The organism is Streptomyces luteoverticillatus, assembly GCF_003970715.1.
Taxonomy (GTDB): Bacteria; Actinomycetota; Actinomycetes; order Streptomycetales; family Streptomycetaceae; genus Streptomyces; species Streptomyces abikoensis.
Genome location: NZ_CP034587.1, coordinates 808,223 through 833,226 on the forward strand (window position 1 = coordinate 808,223; position 25,004 = coordinate 833,226).

General features: G+C 73.3%; 23 protein-coding genes. 14 read left to right on the forward strand and 9 right to left on the reverse strand.

The features are described 5' to 3' along the window. Window positions 1–47: 47 nt before the first annotated feature. Window positions 48–1,607: a helix-turn-helix domain-containing protein gene (locus EKH77_RS03290; RefSeq protein ID WP_346429098.1), complete on the reverse strand. Its 1,560-nt coding sequence runs from the start codon at window positions 1,605–1,607 to the stop codon at window positions 48–50. A 19-nt stretch (window positions 1,608–1,626) separates the two neighbouring features. Here EKH77_RS03290 and EKH77_RS03295 point away from each other — a divergent pair, with 19 nt between their 5' ends. The 5 genes from EKH77_RS03295 (at window position 1,627) to EKH77_RS03315 (ending at window position 6,019) form a co-directional block, all read left to right on the forward strand. Further along, complete coding sequence (locus EKH77_RS03295) at window positions 1,627–2,628, forward strand: Gfo/Idh/MocA family protein (RefSeq protein WP_126912935.1); 1,002 nt, start codon at window positions 1,627–1,629, stop codon at window positions 2,626–2,628. Then, window positions 2,625–3,878, forward strand: a complete 1,254-nt coding sequence (locus tag EKH77_RS03300) for a DegT/DnrJ/EryC1/StrS family aminotransferase (protein ID WP_126912936.1) — start codon at window positions 2,625–2,627, stop codon at window positions 3,876–3,878. Before EKH77_RS03295 ends, EKH77_RS03300 begins: the two co-directional genes overlap by 4 nt. Then, window positions 3,875–4,333 carry an NUDIX hydrolase gene (locus EKH77_RS03305; RefSeq protein WP_240667199.1) on the forward strand — a complete coding sequence of 153 codons (459 nt, stop codon included), beginning with the start codon at window positions 3,875–3,877 and terminating at the stop codon, window positions 4,331–4,333. Before EKH77_RS03300 ends, EKH77_RS03305 begins: the two co-directional genes overlap by 4 nt. Window positions 4,334–4,457: 124 nt before the next feature. Next, on the forward strand, window positions 4,458–4,865 hold the full coding sequence (locus tag EKH77_RS03310) for a YciI family protein (protein WP_126912937.1): 408 nt from the start codon (window positions 4,458–4,460) through the stop codon (window positions 4,863–4,865). 8 nt (window positions 4,866–4,873) lie between these two features. Next, complete coding sequence (locus EKH77_RS03315) at window positions 4,874–6,019, forward strand: RNA polymerase sigma factor (protein ID WP_126917854.1); 1,146 nt, start codon at window positions 4,874–4,876, stop codon at window positions 6,017–6,019. A gap of 3 nt (window positions 6,020–6,022) precedes the next feature. Here the strand turns inward: EKH77_RS03315 and EKH77_RS33320 are convergent, their stop codons facing one another. Continuing rightward, the gene (locus EKH77_RS33320; protein WP_206279804.1) at window positions 6,023–6,628 is read right to left on the reverse strand and encodes an IclR family transcriptional regulator; all 606 of its coding nucleotides are present in this window, start codon (window positions 6,626–6,628) and stop codon (window positions 6,023–6,025) included. Between the two features lie 70 nt (window positions 6,629–6,698). Here EKH77_RS33320 and EKH77_RS03325 point away from each other — a divergent pair, with 70 nt between their 5' ends. Together EKH77_RS03325 and EKH77_RS03330 are read left to right on the forward strand one after the other, a co-directional pair. Next, a complete protein-coding gene (locus EKH77_RS03325; protein ID WP_126912938.1) occupies window positions 6,699–7,619 on the forward strand; it encodes a LysR family transcriptional regulator in 921 nt (306 codons plus the stop codon). Between the two features lie 54 nt (window positions 7,620–7,673). Further along, entirely contained in the window at window positions 7,674–9,218 is a 1,545-nt protein-coding gene (locus tag EKH77_RS03330; RefSeq protein WP_126912939.1) for an AMP-binding protein, read from the forward strand. 53 nt (window positions 9,219–9,271) lie between these two features. Here the strand turns inward: EKH77_RS03330 and EKH77_RS03335 are convergent, their stop codons facing one another. Next, window positions 9,272–9,547, reverse strand: coding sequence for a helix-turn-helix domain-containing protein (locus EKH77_RS03335; RefSeq protein ID WP_126912940.1), 276 nt, complete (start codon window positions 9,545–9,547; stop codon window positions 9,272–9,274). A 74-nt stretch (window positions 9,548–9,621) separates the two neighbouring features. Here EKH77_RS03335 and map point away from each other — a divergent pair, with 74 nt between their 5' ends. Continuing rightward, a complete protein-coding gene (map, locus tag EKH77_RS03340; RefSeq protein WP_126912941.1) occupies window positions 9,622–10,389 on the forward strand; it encodes a type I methionyl aminopeptidase in 768 nt (255 codons plus the stop codon). Between the two features lie 62 nt (window positions 10,390–10,451). Here map and EKH77_RS03345 read toward each other — a convergent pair whose 3' ends face one another. After that, complete coding sequence (locus EKH77_RS03345; protein WP_126912942.1) at window positions 10,452–10,943, reverse strand: hypothetical protein; 492 nt, start codon at window positions 10,941–10,943, stop codon at window positions 10,452–10,454. Between the two features lie 456 nt (window positions 10,944–11,399). Here EKH77_RS03345 and EKH77_RS03350 point away from each other — a divergent pair, with 456 nt between their 5' ends. From EKH77_RS03350 to EKH77_RS03370, 5 genes are all read left to right on the forward strand, one after another. After that, window positions 11,400–14,720, forward strand: a complete 3,321-nt coding sequence (locus EKH77_RS03350; RefSeq protein ID WP_164737728.1) for an ALF repeat-containing protein — start codon at window positions 11,400–11,402, stop codon at window positions 14,718–14,720. Window positions 14,721–14,805: 85 nt separating this feature from the next. Continuing rightward, window positions 14,806–15,192 carry a hypothetical protein gene (locus EKH77_RS03355; RefSeq protein WP_126912944.1) on the forward strand — a complete coding sequence of 129 codons (387 nt, stop codon included), beginning with the start codon at window positions 14,806–14,808 and terminating at the stop codon, window positions 15,190–15,192. 101 nt (window positions 15,193–15,293) lie between these two features. Then, window positions 15,294–15,815, forward strand: a complete 522-nt coding sequence (locus EKH77_RS03360) for a DM13 domain-containing protein (RefSeq protein ID WP_126912945.1) — start codon at window positions 15,294–15,296, stop codon at window positions 15,813–15,815. A 62-nt stretch (window positions 15,816–15,877) separates the two neighbouring features. Further along, on the forward strand, window positions 15,878–17,398 hold the full coding sequence (locus tag EKH77_RS03365; RefSeq protein ID WP_126912946.1) for an FAD/NAD(P)-binding protein: 1,521 nt from the start codon (window positions 15,878–15,880) through the stop codon (window positions 17,396–17,398). A gap of 94 nt (window positions 17,399–17,492) precedes the next feature. Beyond that, on the forward strand, window positions 17,493–18,437 hold the full coding sequence (locus tag EKH77_RS03370; RefSeq protein WP_126912947.1) for an oxidoreductase: 945 nt from the start codon (window positions 17,493–17,495) through the stop codon (window positions 18,435–18,437). Between the two features lie 8 nt (window positions 18,438–18,445). Here the strand turns inward: EKH77_RS03370 and EKH77_RS03375 are convergent, their stop codons facing one another. From EKH77_RS03375 to EKH77_RS03385, 3 genes are read right to left on the reverse strand one after another with little or no spacing between them, the layout of a single operon-like run. Further along, entirely contained in the window at window positions 18,446–19,108 is a 663-nt protein-coding gene (locus EKH77_RS03375) for a methionine ABC transporter permease (RefSeq protein WP_126912948.1), read from the reverse strand. Further along, a complete protein-coding gene (locus tag EKH77_RS03380) occupies window positions 19,105–20,115 on the reverse strand; it encodes a methionine ABC transporter ATP-binding protein (RefSeq protein WP_126912949.1) in 1,011 nt (336 codons plus the stop codon). Before EKH77_RS03380 ends, EKH77_RS03375 begins: the two co-directional genes overlap by 4 nt. A gap of 3 nt (window positions 20,116–20,118) precedes the next feature. Next, entirely contained in the window at window positions 20,119–20,997 is an 879-nt protein-coding gene (locus EKH77_RS03385) for a MetQ/NlpA family ABC transporter substrate-binding protein (protein ID WP_126912950.1), read from the reverse strand. Between the two features lie 193 nt (window positions 20,998–21,190). Between EKH77_RS03385 and EKH77_RS03390 the strand changes: the two genes are divergently transcribed. Then, window positions 21,191–22,144, forward strand: coding sequence for a 2OG-Fe(II) oxygenase (locus tag EKH77_RS03390; RefSeq protein ID WP_126912951.1), 954 nt, complete (start codon window positions 21,191–21,193; stop codon window positions 22,142–22,144). On the opposite strand, the gene EKH77_RS03395 is transcribed toward EKH77_RS03390, so the two are convergent. Further along, window positions 22,119–22,811: a response regulator gene (locus EKH77_RS03395; RefSeq protein WP_126917855.1), complete on the reverse strand. Its 693-nt coding sequence runs from the start codon at window positions 22,809–22,811 to the stop codon at window positions 22,119–22,121. The genes EKH77_RS03390 and EKH77_RS03395 overlap by 26 nt on opposite strands. Window positions 22,812–22,827: 16 nt before the next feature. Further along, the gene (locus tag EKH77_RS03400) at window positions 22,828–24,897 is read right to left on the reverse strand and encodes a GAF domain-containing sensor histidine kinase (RefSeq protein WP_126912952.1); all 2,070 of its coding nucleotides are present in this window, start codon (window positions 24,895–24,897) and stop codon (window positions 22,828–22,830) included. Between the last annotated feature and the right edge of the window lie 107 nt (window positions 24,898–25,004).

The following is a 25,004-nucleotide window of genomic DNA, read 5'->3' on the forward strand; positions in this document are numbered from 1 at the left end:
TCGTCGGCGGCGTTCTCCCTGCGAGGTGGTGGCCATCCAGCCAGGCGTCAGGCGAGGACGCCGACGCGGGCGGCGAGCCCGCGTAGTTCCGTGGTCGTCCGCCCGGAGAGCAGCAGCCCGGAGACCAACGACTTCACCGCCGGGCGAGCGTGGGTCTCCTCGGGGGCGTGATGCTCGGCGGCCAGGAGTGCGCGGATGCAGTCGTCCCGGCGGTTCCAGCGGGCGAAGGCGGTGGCGACGTCGGTGTAGTAGCGGGCGCGGCGCTCGGTGCTGGGCAGGCTCCCGGGCGCCACCGCCTTGGCCGCGGCGAGCGCGGCCGCCGGGTCGCCGGCGGAGTTCTCCGCGGACACCAAATGCAGCTGAACGGTGGTGGGGCTGAATCCGCCGCCGTGGTCCCGCAGCGACGTCGCCTTGCCCAGCTCCTCGGCGATGGCGGCGGCTTCGCCGGTCAACTCCCGCATGCCTGCGGCGTCACCGGCACGGGCGGCGGTGTAAGCGGCGGACTGGATCAGCAGGCCCCGCTGCGCCGCGAGGACCCGAGCGCCGCCGCGCAGACGGGGATCGTCGGCGGCGGTGAGCGCAAGGGAAAGGGCCTGCTCGTGCCAGTCGGCCTTGCGGGCGAGTACGGCGAGCTGCCGCGCGGCCTCGGCGACCAGCAGAGCATCGTCGGCGGCTTCGGCGGCCTGGCGGGCACGGTCCGCGGCCATCCAGCCGAGCTGTTGTTCGTCCAGCTTGATCAGCATGCGTGTGGCCAGCAGGTAGCTGTGGGCCAGCAGTCCGTCGTCCTCTGCCGCCCGGGCGTGCGCGGCGCTCAGGAGCCGGGGCAGGCGGATGGCAAGACTGCTGTAGGCGCAGGCGCGGAAGTCGGTGAAGGCACGGGCCAGGTCGGTGCGCAGGACCGTGGCCGAAGGCACGGCGGTGTCGGTGTGGAGACCCAGCATGGCGTCGCGGACGCGCGCGACCAGGGTCTCACCAGTATCGGCTTCGGCGGCGGGTGTCTTGCCGGTGGGCAGGATCGGGGCGCCGACGGCCGCGGCAGCGGTGACCGCGAGATCGGCGAGCAACTGCCTGCGCCGCACCGGATCCTCCCCGTCTCCTCGACGAGCCGTCCCCGCCAGCCTAGGGGCTGGCAGGCGCGGGTAGGCGGTAGTCTGCACGACCGCGCGCCCGTGCCGGATCTCGGGTGGGTCGGTCAGGCCCAGGGCCTGCGCCGGGATACCGAGCGCTCCGGCGAAACGCCGCAGCACGGTGATGTCCGTCAGCGGCGAAACGCCCCGTTCGTAGCGGGATACCTGGGCGGCGGAGTACCCGGTCAGCGCGCCGAGCTGGGCCAAGGTCAGCCCATGTTTTTTACGCGTCAGCCGGACCAGCTTCCCGGAATCGCCGTCCTTCGCCGGTGCTGGCTGTGCTGGGACCGCGTCCATACCCGTCCCCCGTTCGCCGGGAGTGCGCCGCGGCAACCGTAGCGGTACCGGCCGCCCAGGGACAGGGGCTTTGCACCGGATGCAAACGGCTTTGCGGCTCACGGTTACGCCCCTGACGCCGCGTTGCCGGTCGCGGTGTCCTCGAAGGGCAGGCGGCCCGGACGGCGGGCCACCGCCGCGCATCCGAAGGGGGATGTGAGCGATGACCGTACGCAAGAGGGCGGTTGTGGTGGGGCTCGGTGGCCAGTCCACGGGAGACCATCTTCCCGGCCTGGCCGAGTGCCGCCTCGCCGAGCTCGTCGGCGTCTGCGACGTCGACCCCGATCGGATCGCCCCCGTGGCCGACAGGTACCACGTGCCGGGCTTCACCGACATCGAGCAACTGCTGAAGTCGGTGCGGCCGGACTTCGTCATCATCGCGGTCCCGCACCACTCCGGCCGGGAGGTCATCAAGGCGTGCGCCAAGGCGGGGGTGCACGTGCTGAAGGAGAAGCCGTTCGCCACCGACCCGCACGAGGCCGCCGACCTGGCCATGCTGTGCGAGAAGGCAGAGATCGAGCTGATGGTCACCGTCCAGCGCCGCTTCCACCCCGTCTACGCGGCCGCGCTCGCCCTGCTGGAGCGGATCGGCGACCCGTACCTGGTCGAGGGCCGCTACACGTTCCACTGCCCGGACCCGGCCGCCGGATGGCGTGGTCGCGCCGAGCTCGCCGGGGGCGGGGCTCTGGCGGACATGGGCTACCACCTCGTCGACCTGCTCCTGTGGTACCTCGGCCTTCCCGACCGCGTCCTCGCCGGCATCTCGGCCGCCGCGGCGCCGGAGAGCGAGTACGACGCGGAGGACACCGCCCTGGTGCACCTCGCGTACGACCGTGGGCTGTACGGGTCGCTGTTGGTCTCCCGCTCGGCCGGTCCCAAGACCGAGCACCTGGCCATCACCGGCCCCAACGGCACCCTCGCCATCGAGCGCGGCACCGCCCGCCTCCTCGCCCCCGGTGGTCAGGTCGTCGAGTCGCTGTTGCGGGAGCCCGCCTGGCCCTGCCCGCCCGCCACCGTGATCGACCGCTTCTGCCGAGTCCTCGATGGCACCGCCACCAACCCGTCGGGCCCGGCCGAGCACCTGCCGCACGCCGCGTTCCTGGCCGCCGCCTACGCCTCCACGGCCACCAACCAGCCCGCCGACCCCAAGGAGTACCTGCCATGAACGACTCCACTCTGGCCCTGCTCGGCGGCGCCCCGGCCATCACCGCCTCGGGCCCGCACTTCGCCTGGCCGCCGATCACCGAGGCCGACCGCCGAGCGGTGGACCGCCAGTTGGAGACGGCCGTCTCGATCCCGGACCGCTCCGGCGTCGTCGCCGACCTGGAGGACGCCCTCGCCTCCTACTTCGGCGTCCGGCACGTGGTAACCACCTGCACAGGGACAGCGGCGCTGCACTCGATGTACGCGGCCGCCGGCATCGGCCCCGGCGACGAGGTCATCATCCCGGCGCTCACCTTCCACGCCACCGCCACCCCTTTGTTCCACCTCGGCGCCCATCCCGTTCTCGCCGACGTCGACGAGCGCGGCCGACTCGATCTGGAGGAGGCAGCGCGCCGTGTCACCGACCGGACGAAGGCGGTGGTGGCTGTGCACCTGTGGGGGCTGCCGGAGGACATGGACGCGTTGACCTCGTTCGCCGATGAGCACGAGCTCATGCTGCTGGAAGACGGCTCACACGCCCACGGCGCCGGCTGGAATCGCCAGATGGTGGGCACCTTCGGTACCGCTTCGGCGTTCAGCCTCAACGGGCCCAAGCCGTTGTCCGCCGGCGAGGGCGGCTTCGTCGCCACCGACGACACCGAGCTGTACTACCGGGTACTGCTGCACGGCCAGTACAACAAGCGCTGCCGCCGCGAGATCCCCGCCGCCCACCCGCTCGCGCGCTTCGCCGTCACCGGCATGGGCCTGAAGCTGCGTATCCACCCCTTGGCCGCCGCGCTCGCCCGCGCCCAGCTCACTCGTTTGGAGGACCACCTCGCCGGGCGTCAGGCGGTCGCGGCCCGGATGTGCGCTGTACTGGACGGCGTCCCCGGCATCAGCGTTCCCGACCTGCCGGCGGCGACGCGGCCGTCGTGGTACGCGCTGCCACTGCGCTACGAGCCGGCCGAACTCGACGGCCTGCCGATCGAGAGGTTCCTCGACGCCCTCCACGCCGAAGGCGCCACCGAGGCCGACCGCCCCGGCTCCACCTGCCCGTTGCACACCCATCCGCTCTTCCGTACCCCGGGCGCCCTGCTGCCTGGCTACGCTGACGGCCACGGCCTGCCCGCCGACGGCTTCCCGGCGGCGGAGCACGTGCATGCCACGACGCTGAAGCTGCCGGTGTGGCATCACGAGGGCGACGTTCGCCTCGCCGACGCCTACACCACCGCCATCACCAAAGTCGCCACCAACGCGAAGGACCTGACGTGACCTTCTCCACCGTCACCCCTGACCTTCTGGACGACCTCGCCCGTACCGCCGCACAGGACGGCATCGAGAAGACCGTCGTCGGCGCTGTCATCACCGACCCGGACGACAGGGTGCTGCTGCTGCACCGGCCTGCCGACGACTACCTGGGCGGCCTGTGGGAACTGCCCTCGGGCGGTGTCGAGCCCGGCGAGAGCCTGACCGAGGCCCTGCAGCGCGAGGTCACCGAGGAGACCGGCCTGATCGTGACAGCGGTCGATGACTACCTGGGGCACTTCGACTATCGATCCGGCTCCGGCCGCCGCACCCGGCAGTTCAACTTCACCGCCGCAGTCACCGGGCAGACCGTCAAGCTCACCGAGCATGACGCGCACCTGTGGGCCGGTGCCGGCCGGCCGAGCCAGGTCTCCAGCGCCGTCCAGGCCATCCTGGACACCTGGTGCCGACAAACGGCCTGACCGCCATCGCAGGCAGGGCCCCCGCGAAAAAAATTCGGGCGGCGATGTCGAGAACCCGCGTCCGGCTCCGTCCCCGGGGTGAACGCGACCACAATGGGTCGCACCCGCACCGAGGAGAACCACCATGGCGAAGTACCTGCTGCTCAAGCACTACCGCGGCGCCCCGGCTCCGGTGAACAACGTGCCGATGGACCAGTGGACGCCCGAGGAGATCTCGGAGCACATGCGGTACATGAACGACTTCGCGGCCCGGCTGGAGAAGACCGGCGAGTTCGTCGACGGACAGGCGCTCGCCCCCGAGGGGGCGTGGGTCCGCTACGACGGCGAGGGGCGCCCGCCGGTCACCGACGGACCGTTCGCCGAGACCAAGGACCTCATCGCCGGGTGGATGGTGATCGACGTCGACAGCTACGAACGCGCCGTCCAGCTGGCCGGGGAGCTGTCGGCCGCCCCGGGGGCGGGCGGCGAGCCGATCCACGAGTGGCTGGAGGTGCGCCCGTTCCTGGCCTGCCCGCCCACCATCACCGAGTGACCTCATCGATGGACGAGGCCCTGCTCCGCGGCCTCACCCCGAGCGTGCTCACCGTCCTCGTCCGCCGCGGAGCCGACTTCGCGGCGGCCGAGGACGCCATGCAGGACGCGCTCGTCGAGGCGCTCCGCGTCTGGCCGACCGACCCGCCGCGGGATCCCAAAGGCTGGCTGGTCACCGTGGCCTGGCGCAAGTTCCTCGACGCGACGCGCGCCGACACCGCCCGCCGCCGGCGTGAGGACCGCGTCGAGGAGGAGCCGGCGCCCGGGCCGACGCCCGCGGTGGACGACACGCTCCAGCTCTACTTCCTGTGCGCCCACCCCTCGCTGACCCCGGCGTCCGCCGTCGCGCTCACCCTGCGCGCCGTCGGCGGGCTGACCACCCGCCAGATCGCCCGCGCCTACCTGGTGCCCGAGGCCACCATGGCGCAGCGGATCAGCCGGGCCAAGCGCACCGTATCCGGCGTGCGGTTCGACCGGCCCGGCGACGTCGCCACCGTGCTGCGCGTCCTCTACCTGGTCTTCAACGAGGGCTACTCCGGCGACGTCGACCTCGCCGCCGAGGCCATCCGGCTCACCCGGCGGCTCGCGGCCGCCGTCGACCACCCCGAGGTGGCGGGGCTGCTCGCCCTCATGCTGCTCCACCACGCCCGGCGCGCCGCCCGGACCGCGTCCGACGGCAGCCTGGTGCCGCTCGCCGAGCAGGACCGCGGCCGGTGGGACACCGCGGCGATCGCCGAGGGCGTGGGGATCCTCCAGGCGGCCCTCGCCCGCGACCGGCTGGGCGAGTTCCAGGCCCAGGCCGCCATCGCGGCACTCCACGCCGACGCGCCCACGGCCGAGGAGACGGACTGGCCGCAGATCGTCGAGTGGTACGACGAGCTCGCGCGCCTGACCGACAGCCCGGTCGTCCGGCTCAACCGCGCGGTCGCCGTCGGCGAGGCCGACGGACCGCGCGCCGGCCTCGCGTCGCTCGCCGCGCTGGACCCCTCACTGCCGCGATACACCGCGGTGGCGGCGTACCTCAACGAGCGCGACGGCGACCTGGCGACGGCGGCACGGCTGTACGCCGAGGCGGCCCACAAGGCGCCCGACCTCGCCGAACGCGACCACCTCACGCGCCAGGCCGCCCGGCTCAACGCCAGGCGGCGCCGCTGACGGTCAGCGGCGGCCGGCCGCCAGCGTGGTGGCGATGCGGTCGGCGGCCTCCCGCAAGAGGTCGCGGCAGTGGCCGGAGGCCGGAAGGGCCGGGTCCAGGGCGGGGCGTGGGCCGGTGAGGCCGAGGGCGCAGGTCGTGGGTTCCGGGCCGGGGCAGTGGATCGTGGTGGCCAGGGAGGCCGTCCCGTGACCGTCCGTGTCCGTCGCGTAGACGAAGCGCCCGTCGTGCGGGGCGGCCAGGGCGCGGGCCAGGGCGCCCGTCGCGGGGCACATCTCGCCCGTCTCCAGGCGCTGCGGACTGTTGTCGGGGCGGAAGACGTGGTGGACGATCCGCGCCCCGTCCGGGTGCGCCACGGCCAGGCGGACGCTCATGCCGCTGTGCGCGGCCAGCTTGTCCGCCCAGTTCATGGCGGCGGCCCGCAGGTCGTTGCAGTCGGCGGCGGGGCCGCCGAGCGGCCCGGCCGGCCGGAAGGCGCCGTCCGGCTCCCGCCGGACCAGCCCTTCGGCCTCCAGGCTCCGCAGCAGCGCCGTGACGCCGTCCTCCGGGTGCCGGTCCAGAAGCCGCAGCGCGGCGGCGGTGCGGCCGACGAATGCTTGGTTCTGGTACATGCGGCCCAGGCTAGGAGGGCCGCGGCCGGACGCGGGTCGTCCGAATGGCCGATTCCGCGAGACTGCCGTCATGGATCTCCTGTCGCTGCGATATTTCCGGGCCGTGGCCCGCCACCAGCACATCAGCCGGGCCGCCGAGGAACTCAGGGTCGCCCAGCCGTCACTGAGCCGGACCATCATCCGGCTGGAGTCGGAACTAGGTGTTCCGCTCTTCGACCGCCACGGTCGCCGCATACGGCTCAACGAGCACGGCGCGGCCTTCCTGCGCCGCGTCGAGCGGATACTGACCGAGCTCGACGACGCCCGGCGCGAGATGGCCGACGCCGCCGGTGACGGCCCGGGCCGGGTCGCCGTCGCCGCCGAGACCCTCGTCCAGCTGGGCGGGGTGCTGGCCGCCCTCCGCGCCCACCGCCCCGGGGTGGGGGTGCGGCTGTTCCAGGCGCCGCCGGAGTCGATGCGGCGCCATCTGAGCTCCGGCGAGGTCGACTTCGCGGTCGCCTCCCAGCCGCTGGCCGGCCCCGGGCTGTGCGCGGTGGAGCTGGTGCGGGAGGAGGTGATGCTGGCCGTGCCGCCCGGGCATCCGCTGGCCGGCCGGGAGCACGTGACGGTGGCGGAGCTGGCGGACGAGGAGTTCGTCAGCACGCGCCCCGGCCACTGGCAGCGTGCCCTGCTGGACCGGCTCTTCGCCCGCGAGGGGCTCACGCCGAGGGTGGTCTGCGAGGGCGACGAGGCCGCCGCCACCCCCGAGCTGATCGGCGCCGGACTGGGCCTCGGCCTCATGCCGGCCGTCGCGCGGCAGACCCTCGGCGGGCGCAGCCCGGTGGTCTGGCTGCGGCTGGACGCCGCGGACTGCCACCGGACGCTGACCCTCGTATGGCGGCAGGACGCCTATCTGTCCCCCGCCGCCCAGGACTTCCGTCGGCTGGCCATGGACGCGGCTCATGCCTCCGGGGTCATGAGTTCATGGCGGAACAGGTCGTGGAAGGTATGAGGGGCCACCACTAGCGTCGGATCCGTCCACCGGTTCCGACGAGGGAGACCAGCGATGAGCCAGCGAGACGATACCCGGGACGGCGGTTTCGACAGCTATGTGGAGGCCGTCCTCGACACCCTGGCCGAAGGGCCGGGACGGCCGGCCGTCACCACCGCCGAAGGGCGGGTGATCAGCGCGGGCGAGCTCCGGGACCAGGTGCTCCGGCTCGCCGGGGAGCTGGCCGAGCGCGGCGTGGTCCGTGGCACCACGGTCACCCTGCTCACGGGCAACACCGCCGAGGCCCTCGTCGCCCGCTATGCCGCCAATCTCGCCGGCGCCCGCGTCGTCGGCCTCTACGAGGGCATGAGCCCGCCGACCATGGCCGAGATCATGGCGAGCGTGGAGTGCGCCCTCCTGCTGGTGGACGACCGGCGGCACGACACCGCCGAGGAGCTGGGGAAGATCGCCGGCGTTCCCCCGATGCTCGCCCTGGGGCCGGCCGGCTTCGCCGAGGACGTCCTGGCCGCGGCCGCCGGTCGGCCGGCCCGGCCGATGGGCGGCCTGGTGGGCCCGGACGACGACTGGTGCGTCCGGCACACCGGCGGCACCACCGGGGTCCCCAAGGGCATCCGGACCACCCACGGCCCGTACCGGCAGGGCCTGGACCACCGGTTCGCCGGCGCGGGCGACCCGCCCCGCTTCCTGGCGTGCACCGCGCTCGCCCATCTCGCGGGCGTCTTCATCGACATGACGCTCCGTCAGGGCGGCTCGGCCGTCCTGCGGCACGGCTTCGAGCCCGGGGACGTGCTGGCCACGATCGAGCGCGAGCGCGTCACCCACACCTGGCTGCTGCCGCCGCTGCTCTACCGGCTGCTGGACCACCCGGACCTGCCCGGCGCCGATCTCTCCAGCCTGAGCCGGATCAGCTACGGCGGCACCGCCGCCTCGGCGGCCAGGATGCGGCAGGCGGCCGAGGTCCTGGGGCCCGTCCTCTACGGCCTGTACGGGCAGGCCGAGGCGCAGCACATCACCGAGGCGGGCCCCGCGGAGCAGACGAGGACCGGCAGCGGCGGGCACCTGACGGTCGGCCGGGCCGTGCCGGGCGTGGAGATCGCCATCCGGGACCCCGACGGGACGACCCTGCCGCCCGGCGAGCGGGGCGAGGTGCAGGTGCGCACGCCCCATGTGATGGCCGGCTACTGGAAGCGTCCGGACCTGACGGCGGAGGTGCTGCGGGACGGCTGGGTGCACACCGGCGACGTCGGCTATCTCGACGAGGACGGCTACCTCTACATCGTGGACCGGATCAAGGACATGATCGTGGTCGTCGGGGGCCATGTGTATCCGACGGAGCTGGAGGAACTGTTGCTGAGCCACCCCGGCGTCGCCCGGTGCGCGGTCTTCGGCAGCCGGGACGCGGAGTCGGTGGAGCACGTCCACGCCGCCGTGGTGCCCGTGGCGGGGCGGCGGCCCTCACTGGAGGAGGTCCGCGAGTTCGTCACCTCCCGCAAGGGGCGCCTCTACGCCCCCGAGTCCCTGCATCTGCTGCCCGACATCCCGCTGACGGCGGCGGGCAAGCCGGACAAGCGGCTGCTGCGGGAGCGACTGGTGGGCTGAGCCGGCGGACGGGGCCCGCCGGACCGGTCGTCACGCGGCCCGGCGGGCGCGGGCTAGGCCGTCAGTTGTTCCTCCATCGGGTCCAGATCCGCGACACAGGCGTCGGCCAGGGTGTCCATGGACAGCCCCAGCGCGTTCGCCAGTGCCGAGATCGTGAAGAACGCCGGTGTCGGCGCCCGGCCCGTCTCGATCTTCCGCAGGGTCTCGGACGACAGCCCGGCGCGGGCCGCCACCTCCACCATGCTGCGCCCACCACGGGCCTCGCGCAGCAGCTCGCCCAGCCGCTCGCCGCGCTGCCGCTCCCAAGGGGTCAGAGGAGTCCTCACCATGCCCACGATCCTAGTGGGCGTGATACTAATACCGGTATAAGAATTGGAATACTGCCGGTGGGGAGTCAGTAAACGTGGTGGAGATAAAGACGGACGCGGCACTTACGGCCATGCGGGAGGCGGGGCGCGTGGTGGCGCACGCGCTGGCCGCCGTCGAGGAGGCCGCCGCCGTGGGGGTGAGCCTGCGGGAGCTGGACGGGGCGGCCCGGGACGTCCTGGAGAAGGCGGGGGCCAGTTCGCCCTTCCTCGGCTACCGGCCCTCGTTCGCGCCCGTGCCGTTCCCGGGGGTGATCTGCGCGTCGGTCAACGACGCCATCGCCCATGGCGTCCCCGACGACTACCGGCTGCGCGACGGCGACCTCGTCAGCGTCGACTGCGGCGCGGTGCTGGACGGCTGGGCCGGCGACGCGGCGGTCAGCTTCGCCGTGGGCACGCCCCGGCCGGCCGATCAGGAGCTGATGGAGGCCACCCGGCGCGCCCTCGACGCGGGCATCGCCGCCGCCACCGTCGGCCATCGCGTCGGCGACATCTCCCACGCCATCGGCGCCGTCGCCCGGGCCGCCCGGCTGGGGATGCCCGCCGACTTCGGCGGGCACGGCATCGGCCGCCACATGCACGAGGATCCGCACGTGCCCAACCGGGGCCGGGCCGGGCGCGGCCTCCCGCTGCGGCACGGGCTGGTGCTGGCCATCGAGCCGATGTTCATCGCGGGCGGCCGCGACGACTACGCCACCGCGGCCGACGGCTGGACCCTGCGCACGGCCGACGGCAGCCGCGCCGCGCACTTCGAGCACACCGTCGCCATCACGGACGACGGCCCGCGCGTCCTGACCCTGCCCTGACGGGGCGGGCGAGGGGGAGACGCGCGGGCATCCCCGTCTCCCCCGCTATTTCTTCGCGACGATTACTTCTTCGCGACGATCTCGACGAGGGTGAAGTCGCGGCCCTGGCCGTCGGCGGTCTTGCCGATCGGCGTCCAGCGGTTCTTGTCCAGCTCGAAGGACTTCTCCTCGGCGCCGGTCACCATGCTGACGTTCACGTTGTAGTCGTTGTTGCCCATGCCTCCCACGACACGCGGGATCTCCAGGCTCAGGTAACCGGACGCGCCGGTGACGCGGAAGCAGAACCGGCCCTGGCCGACCTTGTCGGTCTGCTTCATGCCCTGGGCCATGATCTCGATCAGGCCGGGCTCGCTGTCGCACGTGGCCAGCATGAGGTGGCCGTCGCCACTCTTCAGCTTGATGCCGCGCTCCTGGAAGATCTTGTCGGCCTGCGGGTACTCGAAGTCCTCGACGTTGGAGGGCGGCATCTCGTCGGCCACGGCCGTGGCCGCGCCGGTCAGCACGGTGGCGGCCACGACGGCGCCGGCGGCGAGCGTACGGGTGAACAGACGCATGGATTCGGTTCCTTGCTTCTCGGTCGGCGATGCGATGGGTGAAGGCCGTGCCGCGACTGCGCGCACGGACGCAGGCCCGCCCGGCAAGGAACCGGAAAGTTCGGTCGTACCCCCCAGTGACGGGCGGACGTCAGCCCTCTGACGATCCGTCCGCATTCCCCCGTGCTCGGACTGGCGAGCGAGCTATTGATATCACCCGGGCCGCTTGTCCCGGAAGTCGGTCCGGTGCCGGTACTCCCCCTCTGACCTGCTCTGCAGCCGTGTGTCATCTCCTCGGGCTTTTACGGAACTTGAGGCTCCACATCCGGATCGAGCGATGTCGGCCGATTCGCTTACGATCATGCGCTGTGTGCCGTGCTGACCGCCGCGCACCCGACAGGCCCGTTTTGGCCTGCGAACTTTCGAGGGGATATGACCGACAAGAGACCGACAGCGGGTCCGTCGCGCGGGGGGACCATGCGCGCGAGACTCATCGCTGTCGCCGCATTGAGCATGGCCGCCACCGTCTTCGGGACCACGGTGGCGGGCGCCGCGCCCGCCACACCCGACGGGCCGCCACTGCCGGAGAACGCCCGGGCCCAGGTCGTGGAGGCCTGGAGAGCCGGTGGCTCGGCGACGAGGGACGCCGCGGAGAAGGCGCTGCTCGGCTCCGAGAGCGACATCGCCACGTTCCTCCGGTCGGGGCAGGACCGGGCCAGGGCCGAGGACGAGCGCTTCGCCGTGCTCAAGTTGCTGAGCTCCTCGGGCGACAGCGTCCGCGCGGCCGCCTCCAAGGCGCTCAGCGGATCCGACGCGGACATTCACGAGTTCGTGAGGTCCGGGTACAAGGACCCGCTGGAGGAGGACCAGCGCGCGGCCGTCCTCACGGCGATGAACAACGCCGGGGACGAGGTCCGTGACGCGGCCGACCAGGCGCTCAAGAAGAACACCGCGGACGCCCTGGAAGCGTTCCTCCGGACGGGCCTGCCCGAGGCCCAGGAGGAGGACGACCGCTTCCAGGTCCTGAAGGTCATGAACAACGCCGGGCCGGAGGTGAAGAAGCTCGGCGACCGCGCCCTGAAGGGGACGGCGGAGGACCGCCGGGAGTTCCTCGAGACCGGCCAGCACGTGGGCCGGGCCCGGGACCAGGAGAGCCTGACCGTCGCCCAGCTCGCCCAGGTCGCCGAGGACGCGGGCAAGCGGGCCCAGGTGGAGACCGAGGCGGCCAAGGAGGCCGGCAAGCGGGCCGAGGACGCGGCGGAGAACGCCAAGAAGGCCGCGCTGAAGGCCGCCGAGGAGACCGCGGCGGCCAAGGACGACCTCCAGAAGGCGGGCCGGTCCGCCAACGCCGCCGCCGCGGCGGCCGAGGGCGCCGCCGACGCCGCGCGGACGGCCATCTCCGCGTCGAACACCGCCGTGTCCGCCGCGCGGACGGCCGCGAACGCCGCCCAGGCCGCCGCCTCGGCCGCGGCCGCCGCCGGCCGGGCCGCCGCGCGCGCCTACTCCGCCGCCTCCGCGGCCGCCGGGAACGCGGGCGAGGCCGCCGCGGCCCGGCAGGCCGCCCAGGCCGCGCGGAACGCCGCCGCCGGTGCCCGCACCGCCGCGAACGCCGCCGCCAACGCCGCCGACGCCAGCGCCAAGGCGGGCCTTTCGGGCGCCGCCGCCGCGCGGGCCGCGCGGAACGCCGCCGCCGCCGCGGACGCCGCCGCGAGCGCCGGCAGCGCCGCGGGCCAGGCGAGCAGCCAGGCGCGCCGGGCCCGTGAGGCCGCCGCCACCGCCCGGGGCGCCGCCGCCACGGCGACCGCGGCGTCCGACCGGGCGCAGTCGCTCGCGGCCCGCGCCGCCGACGCGGCCAACGACGCGCGCACGTACGCCAACGGTGCCGCCGACCACGCCGAGAAGGCCGCCCAGGCGGCCGACGAGGCCGCCGCTCAGGCCGGCCAGTCCCAGGACTGGGCGGACAAGGCCACCGCGCACGCCAACGCCGCCGCCGAGGCCGCCAAGACCGCGTCCGGCGCGGTGGCGCAGGCGCAGAAGACCGAGCAGCTCGCCCGCGACGCGGAGAAGGCCCAGCTCGAGGCGGACACGCAGGCCGGCATCGAGGACGCCAAGGCCCGCAAGAAGGCCGAGCAGGACGCGTTCAAGCAGGTCAACGACGCGCGGAAGCAGTCCGGAGCCGTCGACGACGCGACCAAGGACCTGCTGGCCAAGGCCGCCGCGGCGGGCAAGGACACCAAGTCCGCCGCCCAGCTCGGCCGCAAGGCCGCCGTCAACCTGCTGCGCAGCACCGGCACCTGGACGCGCGGGGCCAGCGAGGCCGCGCTGTCCGGGACGGACAGCGACGTCGTCAACTGGGTGAAGACGGAGTACCAGCGGGGCCGGCAGCTGGACAACCGGGACCAGGCCGTCTTCCTCGCCAAGGTCGGCGGGCCCACGCTCGCCGAAGCGGCCCGGAAGGCGCTGGAGAGCAAGGACCCCGGCCAGGTCGACAAGTTCCTCGACGAGGGCGCGTACGACGTCCAGACCGAGGATTACCGGGTCCAGGTCCTCAAGCTCATGAACGGCGCGGGCGACGCCGTCAAGGACGCGGGCAGCGCGGCCATCAAGGACGGCGGCGTCAAGGCCCTCCACGCCTTCCTCCTGAGCGGCTACCAGGACGCCCTCGAGGAGGACGACCGGGTCCGCACCCTCACCATCATGAACAACGGCGGCGCGGCCGTGAAGGCCGCCGCCCAGGTCGCGATGGCCGGACCCGCCTCCATGCAGCACGACTTCGTGACGCGGATCCAGTACAAGGCCGCCCAGATGGACGCCGACACCGCCACCCACGTCGCTTCCGTGCGGGCGCTGATAGCGGGCGCCGCCCAGTCGGCCGCCACGGCGAACGAGAACGCCGCCCTCGCCTCCGAGGTGGCCGCCCGGGCCCGGGACAAGGCCCAGGAGGCCGGCGAGTGGGCCGACAAGGCGCGGGCCTCGGCCGACGAGGCCAAGGGCTACTCCGCGGAGGCGCAGAAGAAGGCCCAGGAAGCCGACGCGTCGGCGGCCTCCGCCGCCAGCTCCGCGCAGAAGGCCAAGGACGCCGCGTCGACCGCCCAGCGGGCCTCCCGCCAGGCCAACTACTCGGCCAACCAGGCCACGGCGTCCGCCCAGCGGGCGGCCGCGTCGGCCGCCAACGCGGCGGCTTCGGCCGCCAGTGCCCGCCAGTCGGCCACCAGCGCCGGCCGGGACGCCGCGGCGGCCTCCGCCGCCGCGTCCGAGGCCCAGGGCATCGCCGCCGCGAAGTACCAGGCGGAGCAGGCGGCCGCCGCCGCCCAGGCCGCCCAGGAGGCCCGCGAGAACACCGCCAAGGGCGTCGACCCGGCCGACAACCCGGCCAACGACATCGCCCTCGCGGCCGTGGCCGCCCCGCTGCCCGGCGAAAAGGGCAACGAGCACGAGACGGCGCAGAAGTGGGCGAACTACCTCGGCATCGTCGGCACCATCTCGGGGTTCGTCTCCGGCTGGCTGGCCAAGGTTCCGAAGGGCATTCCCGTCGTCGGGCAGCTGTCGACGATCGCCGCGGGCGTCACCAAGGGCATCAGCATGGCGGCGGGCGCGGGCAGCGCGTTCCTCAGGTTCTACGCGACGGGCGCCCTCGACGACTCCCTCCGCAGCGCCGGTAACTCCCTCAACGAGTACATGCACGGGCACACCGGACCCGGCGCGAGCCCCGGCGCCCGCGCCCTGGGCATCGTCACCCGGAAGACGAACGAGGTCGTCGACAGCGTCAAGTCCGGCTTCAGACGGCTCTTCGACTGACCGGTCCATAAGACACACAGTCCATAAGGCACACAACCGAGGGGCCCACCATGTGGGCCCCTCGGTCCTATCCCTGGGGCATTCCATGCACTCCCCCTCGTTCCCCCTGTCGGTCTGGTGGGTCGTCTCCGCCGTCGCGACAGTGATCTACCTCGCCTTCTACGCCCGGCTGATCCCGGATCGGGGCATCACCGTCCGGCTGTGCGCCGTGCCGGCCTGGATGGTGCCGTTCGCGGCCGTGCTCATCCTGGTCCGGTGGCTGGACGCGCAGGAGGCGCTCGCCTGCTACAGCGCCACGCTGCTGGGCATCGTCCTCGCCTTCGCGGGCCGCGGCAGGACGATCAGGCAGGCGTACCTCGACGGCGCCGGCCGCCCCGGCGTGGACCCGCCGAAGCCGACGCCCGGCATGTACGCGCAGCTCTTCTGCGCCTGCACGGGAGTGATCGCGCTCACCGTCTGGCTCTGCGCTTGAGAGTTCCGCGCGTAAGACTTTCGTCATCGGAAATCCGGATCCCCGGCCCGCCTCCCCGGCGTTCTCCCCTGTGAGAACGGAACGGCTTCGGGAGGCGGAACATGGGACGCGTGCGGCGACTGCTGGGCAAGAAGGTGGTCATCGGCATTCTGGGCGTCGGGATCCTGCTGGTGGGCGCGGGGACGTACTGGTTCCAGCCGTGGAAGCTCTGGGTGAGCGAGACGGTGCGCGAGGCCGCGCCGACCGCCGGGGACGGGCGCGGCGAGGCGCCGCGCACGCTGGCGACCGGCCGGCTGATCAGCCACGAGCACGCCACGAGCGGCACCGTGCGGATCCTGCGGCTGCCCGACGGCTCGCGCACCCTGCGCCTGGAGAACCTCGACACCAGCAACGGCCCCGACCTGCGCGTCCTGATCACCGACGCCCCGGTGAAGGAGGGCCGGGCCGGCTGGTTCGTCTTCGACAAGGGAGCCCACACCAGCCTCGGCAAGCTCAAGGGCAACAAGGGCGACCAGAACTACGTCCTGCCCGCCGGCCTTGACCTCAACCGCTACACCAGCGTGAGCATCTGGTGCGACCGCTTCGACGTCTCCTTCGGCGCCGCCGCCCTGACCCGCGTGTGACCATGCATCCGTATGCCCCCGCCCGGGCAGGGTGAGAGGGCGAACGGGAAGGGAAGGTGCCCATGGGACCGAGCGGGCAGGCCGGGCAGGACGCGGCATGTGACACGGCGTGTGACGCGGCGCGTGATGTGGTGATCGTGGGAGCTGGGGTCGCGGGAACCAGCGTGTTCCTGTGCCTGGTGCGCGCGCTCAGTCGGGAGAACGCCGGGCGGATGCGGTCCATCCGCATCGTCGACCCGAATCCCGTCGGCTGGGGCCTCGCCTTCGGCGACACCGACCCGCTGCTGCTGTGCAACAGTGCCGCCGAGGTCAACTCCCTCCTCGCCGACGAGCCCGCCGACTTCGTCGCGTACCTGCGGCAGCACGGCTGGACGGGCGAGCCGCGCGACTGCGTGCCCCGGGTGCGGATGGCCGAGTACTGCCGGGACCGCTTCGAGGAGGCCCGCGAGGCCGCCGAGGCCCTGGGCGTCGAGGTCGCCCACGTACCGGCGGTGGTCAACTCGATCGCGGCCGGTACGGTCCGGCTGAGCACCGGTCAGGAGCTGTACGCCGACGCCGTCGTCGTCTGCACGGGCGTCCACCGCCCCCGCGTCCCGGACGGCTTCGCCGCCTTCACCGGGCACCCCCGCTACTCGCCCGCCCCCTACCCCGCCGCCCGGCTGCGCGACCCCGAGCTGGGGCCGCCGCCCGGAGCGGAGGTCCTGGTCCTGGGCAGCCGCCAGTCGGCCATCGACGCCTCCCTGCTGCTGTGCCGGGAGGGCCACCGGGTGACGATGGCCTCGCCCTCGGGCGTACTGCCCGCCGTACGGGTCTCGCTGGGCGCGCCCGTAGGGGACTTCCCTTCGCTGGAGGGCCTCGCGCGGCTCGACCCGGACGATCCCCTGCTGGAGGAGAAGGTGCGGCGCGCCGTCGTGGAGGCCGTCCGGTCGCTCGACCCGACCCCGCTGCGCCTGCAGTCCTCGTCGGCCGGCGACCCCGTGGCGCGGCTGCGCGAGGAGACGGCGCTGGTGGAGGCGGGCGCGTGCGCCTGGCCGGGGGCCGTCATGGCCGCGCTGGAGGCGGTCATCGAGCTGGGCGCCCGGCTGCCCGCCGAGCGGCGGGCGGCGCTGCTGGAGCGCCACGGCTGGTTCGTCGCCCGGTATGCCACGGCGATGACGGTCGTCAACGCGCGCAGGCTGCTCACGCACATCGACTCCGGGGCGCTGCGCCTGGCCGGCGGCTACCCGGACGCGGTGGCCTTCGAGGCGGGCGCCTGGCGGGTGGAGTGGCCCGGTGGGGGCGGGCCGGAGCGCTTCGGCCACGTGGTGAACGCCACGGGCTTCGACCAGCCCCGGCTGTACTGGTCGGAGGACGGCACCGCGCTCCACCCGGCGGAGCCGCCGCGCCACTCCGGCACCGTGGACTTCCTGGCGGACGACCTGCGCGTCCGGCGGAGCCCCGGGGCCCGGCCCGAGCGGGTGTGGGTGGTGGGTGTCGGAACGCACGTACGGTTTCCGTTCTCGAACCACCTGCGCCAGGTGGTCCGGCAGGCCCGCCGGGTCGCCGGGGAGGTATCGGGGACGGCGGACGGCACCGGGGTGTGAGGCGGGGCCGCCGCCGGGCGCGCCTTCCCCTCGGGCGCCGGTCGGGCGGCGGACAATACGGTCGCCCGTCCGCGACCGGCCGCCGAGGAGTCGCATGCGCCACAGCCCGCCCCGCTGGACCACCGAGGACATGCCGAACCTGGAGGGCCGGCTGGCCGTCGTGACCGGCGCCACCGGCGGCATCGGCTATGTCACCGCGCGCGAGCTGGCCCATGCGGGCGCCGAGGTCGTGGTGACGGGACGGGACGCGGGCCGGGCGCGGCGGGCGGCGGAGGACATGGCGAGCGAGGTGCCGGGCGCGCGGGTGCGTCCGGACCTGCTGGACCTCGCCGACCTGGCCTCCGTTACGGGGTTCGCCCACCGGGTGGAGCACGGCGGGCGCCCGGTCGACCTGCTGGTCAACAACGCGGGGGTGATGGGCATCCGGCACCGGGCCACCACCAAGGACGGCTTCGAGCTGACCGTCGGCACCAATCACCTGGGCCACTTCGCGCTCACCGGCCGACTGCTGCCCCAGCTGCTGGCCGCGCCCGCGCCGCGCGTGGTGACGGTCAGCGCGGCGATCTCCCGCAGCGCGATCGCGGAACTCTCCGACCTGCAGAGCACCCGCAAGTACCGGGCCCTGAACGCCTACGCCAAGTCGAAGCTGGCCAACGTGCTGTTCGCCCTGGAGCTCCAGCGCCGGGCCGACGCGGCGGGCGTCGCGCTGACGAGCGTGGCCGTCCACCCGGGCTTCAGCGCGACGGGCCTCCAACGGCACGCCACCCGGCCCGTCCGCGCGCTGGCCCGGCTGCTGCCGGGGCACTTCGTGGGCCAGTCGGTGGAGTCGGCCGCGCTGCCGACGCTGTACGCGGCGACGGCTGCGGACGTCGCCCCCGCCGGCTTCTACGGCCCGACCGGCCGCTTCGAGACCCGTGGCGCCCCCGGCCCGGTGGACCTCCCCGTCCCCGCCGCGAGCACCACGCTCGCCGCCCGGCTGTGGCACACGTCCGAGTCCCTCACCCACGTCCGCTACCGCTGGCCGGAGGGTGCTTCCTGACGGGCGGGTCACCGCCGGAGCACCTTGCGGGCCAGGAAGTTGCCCAGCAGTTGGGCGATCTGCACGAGGAGCACGAGGACGGCCACGGTGACCACCATCACCGAGGTGTCGAAGCGCAGATAGCCGTAGGTCATGGCCAGGTTGCCCACGCCCCCGCCGCCGACGGTCCCGGCCACGGCCGAGAAGTCGATGAGGGCGACGAGCATGAAGGTGAAGCCCAGCACCAGGGGCCCGAGGGCCTCGGGGACGAGCACGGTGAGCAGGACGCGCAGGGGGCCCGCGCCCATGGAGCGGGCGGCTTCGATCACTCCGGGTTCGACGGACAGCAGGTTGCTCTCGACGATCCGGGCGACGCCGAAGGTGGCCACGACCGTCATGGGGAAGATGGCGGCCTCGGTTCCGATCATGGTGCCGACGACGCCGCGGGTCACCGGGGAGAGCGCGACGATGGCGATGATGAAGGGGACCGGGCGGATGACGTTGACGAGGGCGCTCAGGACGGCGAAGACCGCGCGGTTGCGGAGGAGGCCGCCCTTACGGGTGGCGTAGAGGGCGAGGCCCACGGCCGTGCCGAGCACGGCGGACAGGGCCAGGGTGACGAGCACCATGTAGACCGTCTCGCCGGTGGCGTCGACGACCTTGACCCAGAAGGTGTTCCAGTCGGCCTTCATCGGGCCACCACCTCTTCCTCGGCGGTCAGGCGGGCCAGGACGGCGGCCACGTCCCGTTCGGCGCCGCGCAGTTCGAAGGTGACGCCGCCCAGGGTGCGGGCCTGGACCTCGGTGACGCCGGCGTGGGCGATCGTGAAGTCGACGTCGTGTTCGCGGAAGAGCCGCGAGAGGTCCTCGCCGCCGCCCACCGGGACGGTCACCAGCCGTCCCGGATGGCGGGCGCGGAGCCGGGCCAGGGTGGCGGCGTCGGGCACGTCGTGGAGCGCGGAGCGGACGAACGTCCCGGTGACGGGGTGCGCGGGGCGGGAGAAGACGTCGTGGACGCCCCCGGTCTCCACGACCTTGCCGGCGGCCATCACGGCCACGTGGTCGCAGAGCGAGCGGACCACCTCCATCTCATGGGTGATCAGCACGATCGTCACGCCCAGTTCGCCGTTGACGCGCCGGAGGAGGTCCAGGACCTCGCCCGTGGTCCGCGGGTCGAGGGCGGAGGTCGCCTCGTCGCACAGCAGCACGCCCGGTTCGGTGGCCAGGGCGCGGGCGATGCCGACGCGCTGGCGCTGGCCGCCCGAGAGCTGTTCGGGGTAGCGGCGGGCGTGGGCGTCCAGGCCGACGAAGCGCAGGGCCTCCCCGGCCCGCTCGCGGGCCTCGGCGCGGCTCAGCCCGGAGAGCCGGAGCGGGTAGGCGACGTTGCCGAGGACGGTGCGCGAGCGGAACAGGTTGAACTGCTGGAAGACCATCCCGATGGAGCGCCGGACCTCGCGCCGCCGCCGTTCGCCCAGGGCGCCGAGGTCCTGGCCGTCCACGAGCACGGTGCCGGAGGTGGGGGTCTCCAGGTAGTTGATCAGGCGCAGCAGGGTGCTCTTGCCGGCGCCGCTGTGGCCGACGACGCCGAAGACGCTGCCGCGCTCGACGGCCAGGGAGACGCCGTCGACGGCGGGCGCCCCGGCGCCGGGGCTCTTCTTGGCGGCCGGGAACACCTTGGTGACATCACGGAGTTCGATCACGGTTCAGCCCCGGTCCTGGCGGGTGAGGCGGTCGAGCTCGTGGCGGAGCTCGCCCTGGGGGATGTCGAGGACGTACCGGGCGCCGTGGGCCGATTTCCTGACGGCCTCCTGCACCGTGCGCGAGCGGTAGAGCTCGACGATCTTCCGGATGTTCTTGTTGTCCTTGTCCTTCGCGCGGGCGGCGATGACGTTGACGTAGGGGCGGGCGACGGCGCTCTCGGGGTCGTCGTGGAAGACGGCCTGCTCGACCTTGTAACCGGCCAGTTCGGCGACTCCCGCGTTGATGACGGACGCGGCGGTGTCCTTGAGGGCGCGCGGGGTCTGCTGGGCGTCGACCGGTGTGATCTTCAGGTGCTTGGGGTTGTCGGTGATGTCGTCGGGCGTGCCGTGGATGCCGGCCTTGTCCTTGAGGCCGATGAGCTTGGCCTGGCGGAGGACGAGCAGGGCCCGTCCCTGGTTGGAGGGGTCGTTGGGGATCGCGACGCGGGCGCCGTCGGGGATGTCCTCCACCTTCTTGTGCTTGAGCGAGTACAGGCCCATCGGTGCCACGGAGGTGGAGGTGACGGGCACGATGTCGGTGCGGTTCCGCTTGTTGAACTCGGAGAGGAACGCCAGGTGCTGGAAGGCGTTCAGTTCGATGTCGCCGTCGGCCAGGGCCCTGTTGGGCAGCTGGTAGTCGTCGAAGTTGACGATCTTGACGTCGATGCCCTCCTTCTTGGCCTCCTCGGCGAGGACGTCCCACTCCGGGTCGGCGCCGTTGACCCCGATGCGCACCCGGTCGCCGCCGGCCGCGTCCGACATGCCGCAGGCCGACAGCAGGAGCGTGAGGGCGGCGGCGACGGAGGCCGCGGCGGCGCGGCGGCGGGAGAGGGAGATTCTCATCGGAGCTCATTCCACGAAAGAACGTACGGGGCTTGCTGTGCCGATGATCGTAGGCGCTCAACGCCACTTCGCCTGGAAATGAAAGGAGGCATTCACGTTTTCGCAATAGAAGCAAGGAAGGGCCGGTCACGGCGGGAGCCGTGGCGGGAACACCTCCCTTGCCGCGCGCCGCACGCGGCGCTGCAATCGGCTCATGGTGACGACCCGACACAGACCCCGCCCTCTCAACCACCCGAAGATGGCCACCGGGTTCGACCAGGTCCTCCACGCCCTGCGCGGCCGGAAGCCCCGGCGCGCCGCCGGGCTGCCGGGCGAGCCCCGCTGGCGCGCCGAGTTCGTGGCGCGGGACGCCCAGGGGCCGCGCCTGGGGCTCCAGGACTTCGGCTACGCCTCCCACGAGCTCAGCCGCGGCTACGGCGCGGTGGACGACACGGCGCTCGTCGGGCCGGTGCGGCTCCTCACGCCGGACGGCCTGGCCTGTCTGACCGAGGTGTGCGACCGGCTGGAGAGCTCGGCCGGCACCGCCCGGTTCATCACCACCCGCCGGGTGCGCAACGCCGATCTGATGTCGGCGTTCATCAACAACATGATCCGGGACAAGGGCTTCCTGCTGGCCTGTTCCCGGCTTGCGGGGGTGCCCCTGATCCCGCATCCGCTGCGGATCCCCACCGTGCAGATCAACTACTTCGAGGCCGACGGCCGCGCCGACATCGTCAAGTGGCACCACGACGGCATGGACCACGTCCTCACCCTCCAGCTCAACGGCTACGAGGACTACGACGGCGGGCGCTTCCACTACTTCCTGGGCCGCGTGGACGAGTTCACCGGCGCCCGGCAGGGCGATCCCCGGATCCGGGAGGCGCCCTGCGGGGAGCGCGGGGCGGCACTGTTCCTCCACGGCAGCCGGATCTACCACGCCGTCACCCCGGTGACGCGGGGCCGCCGGGTGACGGTCGTCGTCTCCTTCCTCTGCCCGTACTTCGCCCGCCGGGACTCCAACACCTTCTGGCACCTGGCGGCCGACGACGGCATCCCGGCGACGATCCCGGGCTGGCTCCGGCTGAAGTGGCCGGTGCGGGACCCCGCGATGGACTACAGCCTGCGCGCGGGGAGCCCGGTCGTCACCTGGGAGGACCTGCGGGGGTAGCGGGCCCCCGTGGCGCGTGCCGCAGATAGGCGAGGACGGCGCTGACGCGCCGGTGCAGCTGGGGCTCCTCCGCGAGGCCGAGTTTGGCGAACGTGGAGTTGACGTGCTTCTCGATCGTCGATTCCGACAGGACGAGCTCCGCGGCGATGGCGCGGTTGGTCTTGCCCTCGGCCATGTGCCGCAGGACGTCGAGCTCGCGGCGGGTCAGGCAGGCCAGCGGGGCGTCGGCCGCGCGGGTGTGGCTGCCCATCAGGACCTCGACGATGCGGGGGTCGACGACGGAGCGGCCCGCCGCCACCTCGCGCAGGGCGCGCAGCAGTTCGTCGAGCTCGCCGATGCGTTCCTTGAGGAGGTAGGCGAGGCCGTCGGTGCCGCGCCGGAACAGGTCGAAGGCGTAGTTCTCGTCGGCGTGCTGGGAGAGCATGACGACGCCGATGCCGGGGTGGCCGGCGCGGATGGCGTGGGCGGCGGTGATGCCCTCGGTGTGGTGGCCGGGCGGCATGCGGATGTCGGCGATGACCGCCTCGGGGCGGAGCTCCTCGACGGCGTCGAGGAGCTCCGCCGCGTCGCCGACCGCCGAGACGACGGAGATGTCGCCGGTGTCCTCCAGCAGCCGGCGGGTGCCCTCGCGCACCAGGTAGTGGTCCTCGGCGATGACGACGCGCATCGGTCCCTCCGTCACCTCAGTCAACGGTCTCCTCTTCTCTGAGCCTCTCGGCCAGCCGGGAGCGGATCGTGGTGCCGCCACCGGCACGGCTGGTGATCCGCAGGTCCCCGCCGACCGCCTCGATGCGGTCCCGCATGCCCGTCAGCCCCGAGCCCCCGGTGGTGTCGCAGGGGAAGCCCACGCCGTCGTCGACGACCTCCACCACCAGCCAGCCGTCCGCGCGCGATATGCCGATCGTCACCCGGCCGGCCCGGGCGTGCTTGAGGACGTTCGTCAGCGCCTCCGAGACCAGGTAGAACGCCGACTCCTCGATCTCCAGGGCGAAGCGCACCCGGTCCAGGGACTCGTCGACGCGCACGGTGACGGGGATCGGCATCCGCCGGGCCCGGGAGGTGACGGCCGCGACCAGTCCCTGGTCGGTGAGGACGGGCGGGTGGATGCCGTGGGCGACCTCGCGCAGCTCGTCGATGACGCGGTAGGCGTCGTCCTGCACCTCGGTCAGCACGGCGTCGACGTCGCCCCCGCGGCCCAGCCGGTTGCGGGCCAGGCGCAGTTTGGCGACGAGGGCCACGAGGTCCTGCTGGATGCCGTCGTGCAGCCGCCGTTCGATGCGGCGGCGTTCGCTGTCCTGGGCGTGGACGATCCGCGCGCGGGAGGCGTCCAGCTCGCCCGCCTGGCGCTGCACCTCCAGGACGCGGGTGGAGAGTTCGGCGGCCAGGCGCGCGTTGTGGACGGCGAGGGCCGCCTGCCGGGCCAGGGTCTCCACCAGGTCGTGGTCCTCGGGGGTGAAGCGGCCCTCGGCCTTGGGCCCGTACTCGATCAGGCCGAGGACGTCGTCGCCGTAGCGCAGCGGGAAGCCGCCCCCGGGGCCGGCCGGGCGGCCCCGGCCGGGGGGTTCGCCGGCCGTGCCCAGGTGGACGGGCAGGTCCCCGCCGCCGAGCCGGACGCGGGTCCAGCTCAGGGTGAGCCCCTGCTGGAGGCCGGCCGCGAGCTGGGGCGCCAACCGGCTGAGGTCGTAGGCGTGTTCGAGGGCGCTGCCGAACTGGACGAGCAGTTCGAAGCCGCTGAGCCGCTCGCCGAAGACCCGCCGCTGGGCGAGCCGGTTCAGCCGCTCCCGCACGGGCTGGAACAGGGCGGTCGCGGTGACCGCGACCAGCACGGACAGCCCGATGGGGAAGTACTGGCCGGCCGTCAGCCCGAGCGTCATCGCCATGCCCAGGTACCAGCCGCTGATGATCAGCCACAGGGTGCCGTAGACGACCGAGCGGCGGATGACGATGTCGACGCCCAGGAGCCGGTAGCGGAAGGCGGCGTAGACGACGGACAGGGAGATCAGCACATAGGGCAGGGCGCCGAGCGCCGAGCCGACGAGGTAGAGGACGCCCGTCTCGCCGTGCCAGGGCCGGAACAGCCGCGAGGCGCCCCGGCCGAGGAAGAGGACGGTGGCCGCGGCGGCGACGGGCAGCACCCCGGCGAGGTCCCGGTCCCCGGCGGCCCGCGCGCGCAGGGCGCGCAGCACCAGCAGCGCGGCGCCCACGCCGGGCAGCCAGGCCTCGGGGTAGTAGAAGACCACGTACTCCACGACGCGCGTGGGCACGCCCGCCAGCGGCAGGAGGAACGGCAGGGCCAGCAGCGCCCACAGCGAGCGCAGCACGGGGCGTTCGTAGCGGAACCGGGGGCGGCCGTCGGGCAGCAGGGCGAGCAGGTGGACGACGAGGATACTGACGGCGAGGTTGTCCCACTCGGTGGGCAGGACGAGGCAGGACGCCGTCAGGGACGGCAGGCCGTTCTCGGGCGCGGTGAGGTCCCAGCCGAACGAGGTCGTCAGCAGCGCGGAGGTACAGCGGATGCCGATGCTCACCGCCAGCGCCGCGCCGATCAGCAGCAGCCGGCGGGCGACCGGGCTCGCGGGGGCGTGCCACCACGCGAACAGGCCGGCGCAGTAGCACGGGAGGACGGAACCGAGGATCCACGGCAGGGTGACGGTGTTGTTCCGCAGCAGAAACGCTCCGGTGGTCACCGCCCACAGCAGGCACAGCCCGCCGGAGAACGCGGCGACCTGTATCGCACGGCCGTTACCCCTCACATGCACCCCTCACGCGCGACATTATCGGGGGCGCCCAGGTGCCAGTCCAGACGATCCCGTTCGGCGCGTATAGCGGAAAACCCCCAGTGAGATCGGAGGATTCCGGG

Bases quoted from the DNA above. Each gene is read 5' to 3' on its own strand.
- EKH77_RS03295 (WP_126912935.1), top strand. From the start codon at position 1,627: ATGACCGTACGCAAGAGGGCGGTTGTGGTGGGGCTCGGTGGCCAGTCC.
- EKH77_RS03370 (WP_126912947.1), top strand. From the start codon at position 17,493: ATGCGCCACAGCCCGCCCCGCTGGACCACCGAGGACATGCCGAACCTG.
- EKH77_RS03330 (WP_126912939.1), top strand. From the start codon at position 7,674: ATGAGCCAGCGAGACGATACCCGGGACGGCGGTTTCGACAGCTATGTG.
- EKH77_RS03365 (WP_126912946.1), top strand. From the start codon at position 15,878: ATGGGACCGAGCGGGCAGGCCGGGCAGGACGCGGCATGTGACACGGCG.
- EKH77_RS03310 (WP_126912937.1), top strand. From the start codon at position 4,458: ATGGCGAAGTACCTGCTGCTCAAGCACTACCGCGGCGCCCCGGCTCCG.
- EKH77_RS03395 (WP_126917855.1), bottom strand. From the start codon at position 22,811: ATGCGCGTCGTCATCGCCGAGGACCACTACCTGGTGCGCGAGGGCACC.
- EKH77_RS03325 (WP_126912938.1), top strand. From the start codon at position 6,699: ATGGATCTCCTGTCGCTGCGATATTTCCGGGCCGTGGCCCGCCACCAG.
- EKH77_RS33320 (WP_206279804.1), bottom strand. From the start codon at position 6,628: ATGTACCAGAACCAAGCATTCGTCGGCCGCACCGCCGCCGCGCTGCGG.
- EKH77_RS03390 (WP_126912951.1), top strand. From the start codon at position 21,191: ATGGTGACGACCCGACACAGACCCCGCCCTCTCAACCACCCGAAGATG.
- EKH77_RS03355 (WP_126912944.1), top strand. From the start codon at position 14,806: ATGCACTCCCCCTCGTTCCCCCTGTCGGTCTGGTGGGTCGTCTCCGCC.
- EKH77_RS03315 (WP_126917854.1), top strand. From the start codon at position 4,874: ATGGACGAGGCCCTGCTCCGCGGCCTCACCCCGAGCGTGCTCACCGTC.
- EKH77_RS03360 (WP_126912945.1), top strand. From the start codon at position 15,294: ATGGGACGCGTGCGGCGACTGCTGGGCAAGAAGGTGGTCATCGGCATT.
- EKH77_RS03300 (WP_126912936.1), top strand. From the start codon at position 2,625: ATGAACGACTCCACTCTGGCCCTGCTCGGCGGCGCCCCGGCCATCACC.
- EKH77_RS03350 (WP_164737728.1), top strand. From the start codon at position 11,400: ATGCGCGCGAGACTCATCGCTGTCGCCGCATTGAGCATGGCCGCCACC.
- EKH77_RS03290 (WP_346429098.1), bottom strand. From the start codon at position 1,607: ATGCGCGGCGGTGGCCCGCCGTCCGGGCCGCCTGCCCTTCGAGGACAC.
- EKH77_RS03335 (WP_126912940.1), bottom strand. From the start codon at position 9,547: ATGGTGAGGACTCCTCTGACCCCTTGGGAGCGGCAGCGCGGCGAGCGG.
- EKH77_RS03385 (WP_126912950.1), bottom strand. From the start codon at position 20,997: ATGAGAATCTCCCTCTCCCGCCGCCGCGCCGCCGCGGCCTCCGTCGCC.
- EKH77_RS03345 (WP_126912942.1), bottom strand. From the start codon at position 10,943: ATGCGTCTGTTCACCCGTACGCTCGCCGCCGGCGCCGTCGTGGCCGCC.
- EKH77_RS03375 (WP_126912948.1), bottom strand. From the start codon at position 19,108: ATGAAGGCCGACTGGAACACCTTCTGGGTCAAGGTCGTCGACGCCACC.